Annotated in this window: 13 protein-coding genes; 2 read left to right on the plus strand and 11 right to left on the minus strand. The window is 70.3% G+C overall.

Going from position 1 to position 13,006, the window contains the following annotated elements:
* The 7 genes from carB to AB0L91_RS00450 form a co-directional block, all read right to left on the minus strand.
* A complete protein-coding gene (gene carB / locus AB0L91_RS00420) occupies nt 1-3,363 on the minus strand; it encodes a carbamoyl-phosphate synthase large subunit (protein WP_365006741.1) in 3,363 nt (1,120 codons plus the stop codon).
* Nucleotides 3,363-4,478, minus strand: coding sequence for a glutamine-hydrolyzing carbamoyl-phosphate synthase small subunit (carA, locus tag AB0L91_RS00425; RefSeq protein WP_365006742.1), 1,116 nt, complete (start codon nt 4,476-4,478; stop codon nt 3,363-3,365). Before carA ends, carB begins: the two co-directional genes overlap by 1 nt.
* Nucleotides 4,475-4,981 carry a transporter gene (locus tag AB0L91_RS00430; RefSeq protein ID WP_355281367.1) on the minus strand — a complete coding sequence of 169 codons (507 nt, stop codon included), beginning with the start codon at nt 4,979-4,981 and terminating at the stop codon, nt 4,475-4,477. Before AB0L91_RS00430 ends, carA begins: the two co-directional genes overlap by 4 nt.
* Before the next feature lie 13 nt (nt 4,982-4,994).
* Entirely contained in the window at nt 4,995-6,293 is a 1,299-nt protein-coding gene (locus AB0L91_RS00435; protein WP_365006743.1) for a dihydroorotase, read from the minus strand.
* Entirely contained in the window at nt 6,290-7,246 is a 957-nt protein-coding gene (locus tag AB0L91_RS00440; RefSeq protein WP_357345084.1) for an aspartate carbamoyltransferase catalytic subunit, read from the minus strand. Before AB0L91_RS00440 ends, AB0L91_RS00435 begins: the two co-directional genes overlap by 4 nt.
* Nucleotides 7,243-7,875: a bifunctional pyr operon transcriptional regulator/uracil phosphoribosyltransferase PyrR gene (pyrR, locus tag AB0L91_RS00445; RefSeq protein ID WP_355281373.1), complete on the minus strand. Its 633-nt coding sequence runs from the start codon at nt 7,873-7,875 to the stop codon at nt 7,243-7,245. The genes AB0L91_RS00440 and pyrR overlap by 4 nt, the downstream gene beginning before the upstream one ends.
* Nucleotides 7,876-8,112: 237 nt before the next feature.
* Nucleotides 8,113-8,634, minus strand: a complete 522-nt coding sequence (locus AB0L91_RS00450) for a hypothetical protein (protein ID WP_365006744.1) — start codon at nt 8,632-8,634, stop codon at nt 8,113-8,115.
* Nucleotides 8,635-8,958: 324 nt separating this feature from the next.
* On the opposite strand from AB0L91_RS00450, the gene AB0L91_RS00455 reads away from it, so the two are divergent.
* Complete coding sequence (locus AB0L91_RS00455; protein WP_357345082.1) at nt 8,959-9,246, plus strand: hypothetical protein; 288 nt, start codon at nt 8,959-8,961, stop codon at nt 9,244-9,246.
* Between the two features lie 92 nt (nt 9,247-9,338).
* Here the strand turns inward: AB0L91_RS00455 and AB0L91_RS00460 are convergent, their stop codons facing one another.
* Nucleotides 9,339-10,115: an AraC family transcriptional regulator gene (locus AB0L91_RS00460; protein WP_365006745.1), complete on the minus strand. Its 777-nt coding sequence runs from the start codon at nt 10,113-10,115 to the stop codon at nt 9,339-9,341.
* Between the two features lie 44 nt (nt 10,116-10,159).
* On the opposite strand from AB0L91_RS00460, the gene AB0L91_RS00465 reads away from it, so the two are divergent.
* Nucleotides 10,160-10,543, plus strand: coding sequence for a hypothetical protein (locus AB0L91_RS00465; protein ID WP_365006746.1), 384 nt, complete (start codon nt 10,160-10,162; stop codon nt 10,541-10,543).
* Between the two features lie 101 nt (nt 10,544-10,644).
* On the opposite strand, the gene AB0L91_RS00470 is transcribed toward AB0L91_RS00465, so the two are convergent.
* From AB0L91_RS00470 to AB0L91_RS00480, 3 genes are read right to left on the minus strand one after another with little or no spacing between them, the layout of a single operon-like run.
* Complete coding sequence (locus tag AB0L91_RS00470) at nt 10,645-11,433, minus strand: MerR family transcriptional regulator (protein WP_357345077.1); 789 nt, start codon at nt 11,431-11,433, stop codon at nt 10,645-10,647.
* A 29-nt stretch (nt 11,434-11,462) separates the two neighbouring features.
* Entirely contained in the window at nt 11,463-11,966 is a 504-nt protein-coding gene (locus AB0L91_RS00475; protein WP_357345075.1) for a VOC family protein, read from the minus strand.
* 54 nt (nt 11,967-12,020) lie between these two features.
* Entirely contained in the window at nt 12,021-12,932 is a 912-nt protein-coding gene (locus tag AB0L91_RS00480; protein ID WP_365006747.1) for an EamA family transporter, read from the minus strand.
* Nucleotides 12,933-13,006: the final 74 nt, after the last annotated feature.

Consider the following 13,006-nt stretch of genomic DNA (forward strand, 5'->3'; position numbering starts at 1 on the left):
TCAGCCCCGCAGCACCGAGTGCAGCTGCTGCAGCGAGCGCACGCCGATGCCGCCGTTGATGCTCGCCTCGATGCCCTGCACCGCCGCGGCCGCGCCCTGCACGGTGGTGATGCACGGGATGTTCGCGCCCACCGCGGCGGTGCGGATCTCGTAGCCGTCCACGCGGGGGCCCGAGTTGCCGTAGGGGGTGTTGAACACGATGTCGATCTCGCCGTCGCGGATCTGCTCGACGATCGAGGCCTCCGGCATGCCGGTCGCCGGGTCGGTGGCTTCCGGGTCGGAGTGCTTGCGCACCTGCTCGCACGGAATGCCGTTGCGGCGCAGGGTTTCCGCGGTGCCCTCGGTGGCGAGGATGCGGAAGCCCAGGTCGTGCAGGCGCTTGATCGGGAACACCATGGCGCGCTTGTCGCGGTTGGCGACGGATACGAACACGGTGCCCTCGGTCGGCAGCGAGCCGTAGGCGGCGGCCTGGCTCTTGGCGAAGGCGGTGCCGAAGTCGGCGTCGATGCCCATGACCTCGCCGGTGGACTTCATCTCCGGCGACAGCAGCGAGTCGACGCCGGAGCCGTCGGCCCGACGGAACCGGTGGAACGGCAGCACGGCTTCCTTCACCGCGACCGGCGCGTCCAGCGGCACGTGGCCGCCGTCGCCCTCGGGCGGCAGCATGCCTTCCTTGCGCAGGTCGGCGATGGACGCGCCGAGCATGACGCGCGCGCACGCCTTGGCCAGCGGCACCGCGGTCGCCTTGGAGACGAACGGCACCGTGCGGCTCGCGCGGGGGTTGGCCTCGAGCACGTAGAGGATGTCGTCCTTGAGCGCGTACTGCACGTTGAGCAGGCCCTTGACGCCGATGCCCTTGGCCAGCGCGATGGTGGAGCGGCGCACGGCCTCGATGTCGCTGCGGCCCAGGGTGATCGGGGGCAGCGCGCAAGCGGAGTCACCGGAGTGGATACCGGCTTCCTCGATGTGCTCCATCACGCCGCCGAGGTAGACCTCCTCGCCGTCGCACAGGGCGTCGACGTCGATCTCGATGGCGTCTTCCAGGAAGCGGTCGACCAGCACCGGGTGCTCGGGGTTGAGCTCGGTGGCGCGGGAGATGTAGCCCTCGAGGGAGGTCTCGTCGTAGACGATCTCCATGCCGCGACCGCCGAGCACGTAGGACGGGCGCACCAGCACCGGGTAGCCGATCTCGGCGGCGATCTTCTTGGCCTGCTCGACCGTGGTGGCGGTGCCGTACTTGGGCGCGGGAAGGCCGGCGGCGACGAGCACATCACCGAACTCGCCGCGGTCCTCGGCCAGGTCGATCGCGGCCGCGGAGGTACCGACGACCGGCACGCCGGCATCGGTGAGCCGCTGCGCCAAGCTGAGCGGGGTCTGGCCGCCGAGCTGCACGATCACACCGGCGACGGTGCCCGACTCGGTTTCCGCGTGGTACACCTCGAGCACGTCCTCGAAGGTGAGCGGCTCGAAGTAGAGGCGATCGGCGGTGTCGTAGTCGGTGGAGACGGTCTCGGGGTTGCAGTTGACCATGACGGTCTCGTAGCCCGCGGCCGAGAGGGTCTGGGCGGCGTGCACACACGAGTAGTCGAACTCGATGCCCTGACCGATGCGGTTCGGGCCCGAGCCCAGGATGATCACCTTGTCGCGCTCACGCTGCGGCGCGACCTCGGACTCCGCACCGGGATCCAGCTCGTAGGAGCTGTAGTGGTACGGCGTCTTGGCCTCGAACTCCGCGGCGCAGGTGTCGACGGTCTTGTAGACCGGGCGCACACCCAGGCGGTGGCGCAGCGAGCGCACCCCGGCCTCGCCCGCGAGCTCGGGCCGCAGGGCGGCGAGCTGACGGTCGGACAGGCCGTAGTGCTTGGCGCGGCGCAGCAGGTCCTCGTCGAGCACCGGCGCGTCGAGGACTTCCTGGCGCAGCGTGACCAGGCCGGCGACCTCGGCGACGAACCACGGATCCACACCGGAGGCCAGCGCGGTCTCCTCGATGCTCGCGCCGAGGCGCAGCGCCCGCTCGACCTGGTAGATGCGGCCTTCGGTGGGCACGCGCAGGTCGGCGAGGATGGCCTCGATCGCCTCGCGCACCGACGCGGGATCGCTCGGGTCCTTCGGCGCCCACTGCCCGTCGTCGAGGGTCCAGAAGCTGGCGGCCTTGGTCTCGAGCGAGCGCAGCACCTTGCCGAGCGCCTCGGAGAAGTTGCGGCCCATCGACATCGCCTCGCCCACCGACTTCATGGTGGTGGTCAGCGTGGCGTCGGCGCCGGGGAACTTCTCGAACGCGAACCGCGGCGCCTTCACGACGACGTAGTCCAGGGTCGGCTCGAAGCAGGCCGGGGTCTCGCCGGTGATGTCGTTGACGATCTCGTCGAGGGTGTAGCCGATGGCCAGCTTGGCGGCGATCTTGGCGATCGGGAAGCCGGTGGCCTTCGAGGCCAGCGCCGAGGAGCGCGAGACGCGCGGGTTCATCTCGATGACGATCAGGCGACCGTCCTTCGGGTCGACCGCGAACTGGATGTTGCAGCCGCCGGTGTCGACGCCGACCTCGCGCAGGATGGCGATGCCGAGATCGCGCATCTTCTGGTACTCGCGGTCGGTGAGCGTCATCGCCGGGGCGACGGTGACCGAGTCACCGGTGTGCACACCCATCGGGTCGACGTTCTCGATCGAGCAGACGATGACCACGTTGTCGCGGCCGTCTCGCATCAGCTCGAGCTCGAATTCCTTCCAGCCGAGAATGGACTCCTCGATCAGGACGTTCGCGGTCGGCGACGCGGCCAGGCCGCCACCGGCGATGCGGTCGAGGTCCTCGTCGTTGTAGGCCATGCCGGAACCGAGGCCACCCATGGTGAACGACGGGCGCACCACGACCGGGAAGCCGAGCTCGCCGACGGTCTCGCGGACCTCGTCCATGGTGTAACAGACCCGGCTGCGGGCACTCTCACCGCCGACCTTGGCGACGATGTCCTTGAACTTCTGCCGGTCCTCACCACGCTGGATGGCCTCGAAGTCGGCGCCGATCAGCTCGACGTTGTACTTCTCCAGCACCCCGCGCTCGTGCAGCGCGACCGCGGTGTTGAGCGCGGTCTGCCCACCGAGGGTGGCCAGGATGGCGTCGGGACGCTCCTTGTCGATGACCTTCTCGACGAACTCCGGGGTGATCGGCTCCACGTAGGTGGAGTCGGCGAACTCGGGGTCGGTCATGATGGTCGCCGGGTTGGAGTTCACCAGCGATACGCGCAGTCCCTCGGACCGCAGCACCCGGCACGCCTGGGTACCGGAGTAGTCGAATTCGCACGCCTGGCCGATCACGATCGGGCCAGAGCCGATCACCAGGATGTGCTTCAGATCCTCGCGGCGAGGCATCAGGCTCCTTCCATGAGACCGGCGAAACGGTCGAACAGGTATGCGGCGTCGTGCGGGCCTGCGGCGGCCTCGGGGTGGTACTGCACCGAGAAGGCGCGACCGTCGATCAGTCGCACACCCTCGACGGTGCCGTCGTTGGCGCAGATGTGGGAGACCTCGGCCTTGCCGAACGGGGTGTCGAACACCTCGCCCTTCTCGCCTTCCAGCGCGAAGCCGTGGTTCTGCGCGGTGATGGAGATGCGGCCAGTGCCCGCTTCGACCACCGGGATGTTGATGCCGCGGTGGCCGAACTTCATCTTGTAGGTGTTGCGGCCCATCGCCCGGCCCAGGATCTGGTTGCCGAAGCAGATACCGAACAGCGGGATCCCGCGCTCGAGCACACCCTGGGTCAGCGCGATCGCGCCGGTCTGGGTGGCCGGGTCGCCGGGGCCGTTCGAGAGGAACACGCCGTTGGGGTTCAGCGCCAGGATGTCGTCGAGGGAGGTGTTCGACGGCACCACGTGGGTGCGCACGCCGCGCTCGGCGAACATCCGCGGGGTGTTGGTCTTGATGCCCAGGTCGACCGCGACGACGGTGAAGCGGTGCTCGCCGACCGGCTCGATCGTGTACATGCCGTCGGTGCTGACCTCTTCGGCGAGGTCGGCGCCCAGCATGGAGGGCTGGCTGTTGACGCGAGCCAGCAGCTCGTCGTCACCGGCCAGGGCGGCGCCGGAGAAGATGCCCGCCTTCATCGAGCCGCGGGTGCGCAGGTGGCGCACGACCGCGCGGGTGTCGATGCCGGCGATGCCGACCACGTTCTGCTTGTCGAGCTGGTCCTGCAGGGTGCCGGTGGCCCGCCAGTTGGAGGAGATCGGCGAGGGGTCGCGCACGGCGTAGCCGGCGACCCAGATCTTGCCGGACTCGTCGTCCTCGTCGTTCCAGCCGGTGTTGCCGATCTGCGGGGCGGTGGCCACCACGATCTGGCGGTCGTAGCTGGGGTCGGTCAGGGTCTCCTGGTAGCCGGTCATCGCGGTGCAGAACACCGCCTCGCCCAGGGTCTGGCCCTCGGCGCCGAAGGCGGTACCGCGGAACACGCGGCCGTCCTCCAGCACGAGGGCTGCCTTCACTTTGCTCATTCGTCGTCTCCCGTCGTCGCCCTGGTCGCATCCGCGGTCCATGCCGGGTACACCGTCTTGTCGTCGCCCCGGAATCCGGTATCGATCTCGGTTCCGGTCGGCAGTGTCCAGCGAATTACCAGCACACCATTCTCTGTCATCACTTTGCCCGCGTGGCCGCGTTCGGTCCGCACGGCGACCACGGATTCCTGCGGAATCCAGATCACCGTCGCCCCGTCGCGTTCGAGCAGGATTCCGCGTTCGAACCGCGTCAGTTCCGCAGTCGCCCGGAATCCCAGGTCACCGACCGCGATCCGGTCCTGCCAGCTGGGCGCGAGGGTGCTGCCCAGGTAGAGGCCGGTGGTCGGTTCCAGTAGTTGCGCGCCCAGCTCGGCGGGCACGGTCGGCAGCTCGCCGATCCGGTCCCGCTGCCGGGTGGCTTTCTTCTGCCAGGCTCGGTACATCAGCCACAGGCACAGGAGGAACAGGGCCAGACACCCCAGTACCCACAGAGTTCTTTCCACGTTCCTGGCCTCCCTAGATCCCGACCGCCTTGCCCTCGCGGGCAGTTACCCGGCCGCGCAGCACGGTGGCTGACACCTGAGCCGGGAACGTCATGTCCTCGAACGGGGTGTTGTTCGAGATGCTCGCCAGTTCGGCGCCGTGCACCGTCCACTCGGCGTCGGGGTCGATCAGCGTGAGGTTGGCCGGTTCACCGACCGCGATCGGGCGGCCGTGGTCGTCGAGGCCGACGATCGCGGCGGGCTTCTCGCTCATCACCCGGGCGACGCCGCGCCAATCGAGCAGGCCCGGCTGGACCATCGTCTGCACGATGATCGACAGCGCCGTCTCCAGCCCCAGCATGCCGGGCCGGGCGGCCGCGAACTCGCAGCACTTGTCCTGCTCGGCGTGCGGGGCGTGGTCGGTGGCGACACAGTCGATGACGCCCTCGGCCAGTGCCTGGCGCAGGGCCGCCACGTCGGCGGACTCGCGCAGCGGCGGGTTCACCTTGTTGACCGCGTCGTAGGTCTCCAGGCGCGAGTCGTCGAGCAGCAGGTGGTGCGGGGTGACCTCGGCGGTGATCGAGATGCCCTGGGACTTGGCCCATTTCACCAGTTCGACGGTGCCCGCGGTGGAGGCGTGGCAGATGTGCACCCGGGCCCCGGCGTCGCGGGCCAGCAGCGCGTCGCGCGCGACGATCGACTCCTCGGCGGCGCGCGGCCAGCCGGCCAGGCCGAGGCGGGCGGCGTTGGGGCCCTCGTGCGCGACGGCGCCCTTGGTCAGCCGCGGCTCCTCCGCGTGCTGGGCGATCAGCACGCCCAGCGAATTCGCGTATTCCAGCGCGCGGCGCATGATCAGCGGGTCGTAGACGCAGTGGCCGTCGTCGGAGAACATCTTGACCTGGCCGATGCCCGCCGCCATGGTGCCCATCTCGGCGAGCTGCTTGCCCTCGAGCCCGACGGTGACCGCGCCGACCGGGAACACGTCGACCAGGCCGACCTCCTGGCCACGCCGCCACACGTGATCGGTGATGACGTGCGAGTCGGCCACCGGGCTGGTGTTGGCCATCGCGAATACCGCGGTGAAGCCACCCAGTGCCGCTGCGGCCGAACCGGTTTCGATGGTCTCGGTGTCTTCACGACCGGGCTCGCGCAGGTGGGTGTGCAGGTCGACGAAGCCGGGCAGCAGGATCTGGCCGTTGCCGTCGATCACCTCCGCGCCCGCCGAAGCCTCGATGCCGGAACCGATCTCGGCGATGACGCTGTCGCGCACCAGCACGTCGACCGGCTCGCCCTCGCCATAGGGCCGGACATTCTTGATCAGAAGCTCGCTCACGCCGCCACCTCCTGGGTGCCGACGAGCAGCCGGAACAACACGGCCATTCGCATGTGCACTCCGTTCGTCACCTGTTGCAGGACCGCCGCTTTCGGCGAATCGGCGACCGCCGAGGCGATCTCCATGCCGCGCAGCATCGGACCGGGGTGCAGCACCACCGCGTCGTCGCCGAGCAGGCCCATCCGCCGTTCGGACAGTCCGTAGTTGATCGAGTACTCGCGGGCCGACGGGAAGAAGCCGCCGTTCATCCGCTCGGCCTGCACGCGCAGCATCATGACCGCGTCGGCGCCGGGCAGTTCCGCGTCCAGCGAGGTCGCGACCCGGCACGGCCAGCTGTCCACGCCCACCGGCAGCAGCGTGCGCGGCGCGACCAGCACCACTTCGGCACCGAGGGTGTTGAGCAGCAAGACATTCGAGCGCGCGACCCGGCTGTGCAGGATGTCGCCGACCAGCACGATCCGCTTGCCGTCGATGTCGCCGAGACGCTGGCGCAGGGTCAGCGCGTCGAGCAGCGCCTGGGTGGGGTGCTGGTGGGTGCCGTCGCCCGCGTTGATGATCGAGGGGGCGGCGCGGTTCTCCTCGCGCGCCCACTGCTCCATCCAGCGCGCGATCTGGTGCGCGGCGCCGGAGGCCGGGTGGCGCACGATCAGCGCGTCGGCGCCCGCCGCGTGCAGGGTGAGCGCGGTGTCGCGCAGGGATTCGCCCTTGGAGACCGAGGAACTCGACGCGCTCACGTTGATCACGTCGGCGCTCATCCACTTGCCCGCGACCTCGAACGACACCCGGGTGCGGGTGGAGTTCTCGTAGAACACCGTCATCACGGTGCGGCCGCGCAGCGTCGGCAGCTTCTTCACCTCGCGGCCGAGCAGAGCCTGTTCGAAGCGCTCGGCTTCGTCGAGGAGTTCGGTGGCGGTGCCGCGATCCAGGTCGGCCACCGTCAACAAATGCTTCACTGCTGCGCCTCCTGGTGCAGGTACACACCGTCGTGTCCGTCGTGCTCGGTCAGCAGGACCGAGATGTCCTCGGCGCGCGAGGTCGGTACGTTCTTGCCGACGTAGTCGGCGCGGATCGGCAGTTCGCGGTGGCCGCGGTCGATGAGCACCGCGAGCTGGACCGCGCGCGGGCGGCCGAGGTCGCGCAGGCCGTCGAGGGCCGAGCGGACGGTGCGGCCGGAGAACAGCACGTCGTCGACGAGGACGACGAGGGCGTTCTCGATCCCGCCGTCGGGCACCGAGGTCCGCTCGAGCGGACGGTGCGGCCGGCTGCGCAGGTCGTCGCGGTAGAGGGTGATGTCGAGCGAGCCGAGCGCGGGCCGCACGCCGGAGAATTCCTCGATCTTGGCGGCGAGCCGGTTGGCCAGTGTGGTGCCGCGGGTCGGGATGCCCATGAGAACCACCCGCGGTGCGTCGGCGTCGCCGGAATCCAGGGCGGTCTTCTCGATGATCTGATGCGCGATGCGCGCGACGGTCCGGTTCACGTCCGACGGCGACAACAGCTCGCGGCCGGCTGCCACCCACTCGGGAGTGTGCCGCTGCGATGTTTCGCCCGCGCCGGTTCTGGCCGCCCGTTCGGGCACAGCCATGCCGACCTCCTTCCCCGCCTCACCGGACGGTCCGTTAAAGGATGCCTAACTCGCGCTCCACCCTATCAGCGTCCCGACCGGCCTTTGACCAGGTAGGCCCACCTGTGAGCGCGACCACGACGCCCCACCCCACCACACCACGTGCGGCCCCGATCACACCCCACCCGAAACCCCTGTGAGCGCTGCGGTTTCACCTCCCACCCGACCCGGCTCCCCCACGAGCACACGTGACGCCATTCACGAACCACCCGACCGGCCACCGTCGCCCGCTCCCCCGACCGGCGGCAGGCCGAACCACCCCGACAGCCGTGAGCACAACCCCGCCAGCCCGGCGTCGTCGACGTGTTCGCGATCGGCCCACGAGTCCACGTCGTGCCAGTCGATGTGCTCGGGCGTCGCCCACGGCCGGACGAACACATGCTGATGGACGTGCGCCACCGAGCGCCCGGCGATCATCGTGAAGACATGGCGGGGTGCGAGCTCGGCATCGAGCGCGCGGGCCGCACTCCACGTCGCGTGCGCGACGGCCCGCGCCTCCCGCCACGTCAGGTGCGCGAGACTCGCCACGTGGCGGCGCGGCTCGACGAACAGATAGCCCGGAACGATCCCCGCGCCCCGACCGAGAACCCGATGACTGACGACCACAACGTCGTCGGCATGGACGATCGGCCCGACCAACGGGCCGCGCCCGCGATGCTTCGCGCAGATCAGACAGTCGTGAGCGTCCGCCGCGTCGTCCGAGAGCCGGGAGGGAGTCATCTCTCCCATAATCCGGGACGGCATGGCGGGGTCCAGGTTTCGCGGCACGGTGATTCCAGGAACGGTCGAGCGCGGAGGCGCTTGTCGGTGTGAGGGGGGCCGACTAGACTGTGACGCGCACCACACCCGTTCGCCCGGATGTGGTGCCGATCTTCAGCGCACAGCGTGGCCCGATCGGAGCGCCGGGTCACGGCGATCTTCTTCGACGGGCTCGTCGACGAGCCGGGTTCGATCGTCGCTCCCCTTCGGCTCGACCGCCCGAGCGGTGCGGACGAGCGATTCCGTGCACCCTTCCGCACGACCATTCGGCAAGGAGATGACGTCATGGCTGTTGCCGTCGAACTAGATTTCCCCGGCGCGACGCTGGAGCAGTACGACCAGGTGCTGGAGAAGATGGGCTTCACCCACGGGGGCACCGGCGGGCCCGGGATGATCTTCCATGTGGTGCGCAAGACCGACGACGGGTTCCATGTCACCGATGTGTGGGAGTCCGCTGCCCAGTTCCAGGAGTTCGCGGAGACCACGATCCGGCCGCTCAGCCAGGAGGTCGGTCTGACCGCGGAGCCGGTCATCACGATCCACGAGGCCCACAACTTCCTGACGCGGGGCTGAGCCGCTCGCCGACCGTGACGCGGGGTCACGGCCGGCGAGCGTGGCCCTGGGCGCACCCGGATTCGCGTCGATCGGCGAGCCGGTTCGGGCCGCTATGTCGCGAGCAAGGCCCGTTCCTCGACGACGATGCGGGTACCGGCACCCAGCAGTTCGGCGGCGGTCAGGCCGAACAGGGCGTGGAAGGTGTCGCTGAAATGGGAGGGGCTGGCGAATCCGGCGGCGGCCGACGCGGTGGTGAGATCGGCGCCGTCGGCCACCGCCCGGCCGACGGCGAGCATCCTGGCCCACACCCGATAGCGGCGGAAGGTGGTGCCCGCCTGGGCGGAGAACAGGTGCAGCAGCCGGGATTTCGACAGATGGACCGCCGCGGCGAGCTGATCGGCGGAGACGTCCGCGGCGGGGTCGGCACACAGCAGGGCGGTCGCGGCGACGATCCGGGGATCGAGGGCGGGGCTCGCGGTTCCGGACGCCAGGTCGAGGAGGTCGAGCGGCGCGGAGTCGGTGGCGGCGAGCCGGATCAGCGCGGATTCGTCCGCGTGGGCGACACCGAAACCCCCGATGTCCTCGCGCATCCGGTGCCGGCAGGCCGCGGCGCGGGGTGAGCCGGGATCGAGGTAGCAGAACAGCATTCGGCCGTCGGCGACGATCCGGTGCGGCGTGCGCGGCGGCACCAGCACGCTGCGGACCGTCGGCGCGCCGATCGCGTCGGCTTCGACCGTGAACGCCGCGTCGAGCCCGACGGCCAGGCAGGCCACCGACCCGGAGTGCCGGTCCAGCCGCAGCGACGGGCCACGGTAGATCGCATGCCCGGCCCACAGCCACACCGTCGCCGGAGGTCGGCACGTTTCCGGAAGTGGTGCTGCGCCCATACCCGCCATGCTTGCACGAACAGTGTCGAAGGAGAGGTGGACGGATGGTCGGGGATATCGTCGGCGCGGCGTTGCTGGTGGGCGTGGGGCTGGTGCATGTACTGCCCGGGGTGGTCGCGGTGGCGCCGCGACGGGTCGCGACGGCCTACGGCACGGAGGTGCCGAACCGGGATCTCGAGTTGTTGCTCCGGCATCGGGCCGTTCTGCTCGCGCTGGTCGGGATCGGGCTGATCGTCGGCGCGTTCGTGCCGTCGGTCCGGGCGGTGACCATCGGGGCCGGAATCCTCAGCACCGCTTCGTTTCTCGTGCTCACCGCGACGATCGGCCCCGGGACGCTCAATCCGCGGACGCTGCGGGTGGCCCGGGTCGATGTGGGCGCGCTCGCCGCACTGGTGGTCGCGGCGCTGGTCTTCGCGGTCACCGGCTGAGCTCGGGCGTCGACCGGATCACGACAGGCGCGCGAACCGAAACCCAGACCTTCGGGGCTATCCGCCAGATCATCACTGTGACAGCTCGTTTCGCGGCGGACTCAGGCCCAGGTGGCCGTCTCGGGATCGACACCGTTGGCCTGGGCATTGGCGTCGATAGCCGCACTCAACCAGCTGGTCAGACCGGGCTCGATGGCGTCGTAGAACGCCGTGTACTCCGGGTCGCCGACGTAGCGGCGGCCCAGGCAGACATGCATCGCGTGCGTGCAGTCGAAGTAGACCGCGATCGACGCGCGATGCCGTTCGGCCAGCGCGCCCGCGCGCGCACTGCCGGGCGCGACACCGGCGCGGAGGGCGTCGGCGAGGTCGGCGTGCAGGGCGGCGGTGTCCTCGGCGATCCGCTGCCAGTCCCGCGCCGAGCGCTCCGCCGCGCGTTCGGCGTACTGGGTCCACTGCGGGGTGTCGCCCCATCGCTCGCGGGCCTGCGCCACCCAGGACGGCTGCCAGTCACCACCGAAGATCGCGACCTGGTCCTGCGGGCTGAGCCGGATGCCCGATTCCCTGGCCTCGATCATCCGGTCCATCGCCTCGGTGGTGCGCCGCAGCCGCCGCAGCCTGGCGTGCAGCGCGTCGCGTTGCTTGCGCAGGGTGGCCAGCGCGTCGGCGGCAGGCGCGTCCAGTAGCGCGCCGATCTCGTCCAGTGGCACCCCGAGCTCGCGGTAGACGACCACGCGCTGGGCGCGGACCAGATCGGCCGCCGTGTACAGGCGATAGCCGGCGCCGGTGCGGTCGGACGGGTGCACCAGCCCGACCGCGTCCCAGTGGTGCAGGGTGCGCGTCGTGACGCCGAGCAGTTCCGCCGCGACGCCGACGGTGAGCGGTTCGGACACGGCCTCCAGTGTGCCGTGCCCGGCGCCCGTCATCGCTCAGGCGCTTCGATGCCGATCGACCGGAGGTGCGCGGCCGCCGGGCTGTCCGGGTCCAACGGCTGGGCGGCCGTCATGATCACGCGGAGGTTCTCCGGGGTGCGGACCTCGACTTCGACGGAGTTCCACGGCATGACCCGGGGCCCGATCGTGCACCCGGGTGTCACCGCCTCGCACGCGGCGACGATCCCCTCGATCTCACCGAGCACACACGAGAAACTCACCGTGGTGGCCGGCGCGTCGGCCGGGCGCTCCCCCGGCACCAGCAGGACGTCCTGAAAAGCCCAGCGGCGCAGATGCGTCAGCTGCCCCGGCACCGTGAACAGGTCGAAGAACCCGAGCCCACGAACCCAGAAATCCACCGATGCGGCGAGATCCCCGGTCGGCACGGTGACGAACATCGGCATGCCGTAGAGACCGCGGAACGGCTCGGGCGCAACGGCATCCGGTCCGGGAACGGGAACCGGGCTCATCTCGAAAGCGGGAAATGTGTTCATACCGGCATGGTCGACCCTGACGCTACGTGAGGGTCAAACCGCGTGCCGCTCCCGCTACAGCGGGGCGGGTGGCTCCGGGGCGGGCTGGCGGGCGGGGAGCGCGCTGATCGTCAGGGCCAGCATGACCAGGGCGATGCCGGTCAGTTCGAGGGCGGTCGGGCGCTGGGCCAGGGCGATGGCACCGACGACGGTGGCGGTGGCGGGCAGCAGCGCGAGCAACAGCGCGAAGCGAGCCCGGCCGACCGCGGTCAGGACGACCTGGTCCAGCGCGTACGGGACCGCGCTCGACAGCACGCCGACACCGAGACCGAACAGCCAGGTGCGGGGGTCGGCGAAGACCGACGGGCCGATCGCGAGCTGCGGGACCAGGACGAACGGCGCGAGCAGGGCCGCGGCGGCCGCCATGCCGACAGCGAGCGAGTCCAGCCCGTCACCCGCGTCGGCCACCCGCTTACCGACCAGGATGTAGCCCGCCCACAGCACTGCCGACGCGACCGCGAACGCCAGCCCGACCGGCTCGACGTCGAACTGCACCCCGGCCAGCAGCAGCACCCCGGCGGCGACCAGCACGACCGCGAGCACATCCCTGGCCCGGCGCGAGCCGAGCGTGGCCACCGCCACCGGACCGAGGAATTCGATGGCGACGGCGGTGCCCAGCGGAATCCGCGCGATCGCCTCGTAGAACACGATGTTCATCGACACCGTGACGACGCCGAACCCGGCCGCCACGGCGACACCGCGCCGGGTCCACCGCGTGCGCCACGGTCGTCGCCAGGCCAGCAGCGCCAGCCCGGCCGCGGCGGCGCGCAACCACGCCACGGTCGCCGGTTCGGTGGTGTCGAACAGGAACACGCCCAGCGCGGCGCCGAGGTACTGCGAGGTCGCGCCGACGACGAACACCAGCGGCACCGACCAGCCGGGCAGGACGGGGCGGGTCGGCCGCTCGGTCGTCGAGATCGCATCCACTCCAGGAGTAATCCACAGCCGACCGTGGATTTCAACGCGTGACCGACCCCACTGTCACACCGTGGCCGGCCGCG

This window comes from Nocardia sp. NPDC051833 (assembly GCF_040681225.1).
Lineage (GTDB): Bacteria > Actinomycetota > Actinomycetes > Mycobacteriales > Mycobacteriaceae > Nocardia.

Excerpts from the sequence above, each read along its gene's own strand:
- carB (WP_365006741.1), bottom strand. The coding sequence starts at position 3,363 with ATGCCTCGCCGCGAGGATCTGAAGCACATCCTGGTGATCGGCTCTGGC.
- carA (WP_365006742.1), bottom strand. The coding sequence starts at position 4,478 with ATGAGCAAAGTGAAGGCAGCCCTCGTGCTGGAGGACGGCCGCGTGTTC.
- pyrR (WP_355281373.1), bottom strand. The coding sequence starts at position 7,875 with ATGGCTGTGCCCGAACGGGCGGCCAGAACCGGCGCGGGCGAAACATCG.
- AB0L91_RS00450 (WP_365006744.1), bottom strand. The coding sequence starts at position 8,634 with ATGACTCCCTCCCGGCTCTCGGACGACGCGGCGGACGCTCACGACTGT.
- AB0L91_RS00455 (WP_357345082.1), top strand. The coding sequence starts at position 8,959 with ATGGCTGTTGCCGTCGAACTAGATTTCCCCGGCGCGACGCTGGAGCAG.
- AB0L91_RS00460 (WP_365006745.1), bottom strand. The coding sequence starts at position 10,115 with ATGGGCGCAGCACCACTTCCGGAAACGTGCCGACCTCCGGCGACGGTG.
- AB0L91_RS00465 (WP_365006746.1), top strand. The coding sequence starts at position 10,160 with ATGGTCGGGGATATCGTCGGCGCGGCGTTGCTGGTGGGCGTGGGGCTG.
- AB0L91_RS00475 (WP_357345075.1), bottom strand. The coding sequence starts at position 11,966 with ATGAACACATTTCCCGCTTTCGAGATGAGCCCGGTTCCCGTTCCCGGA.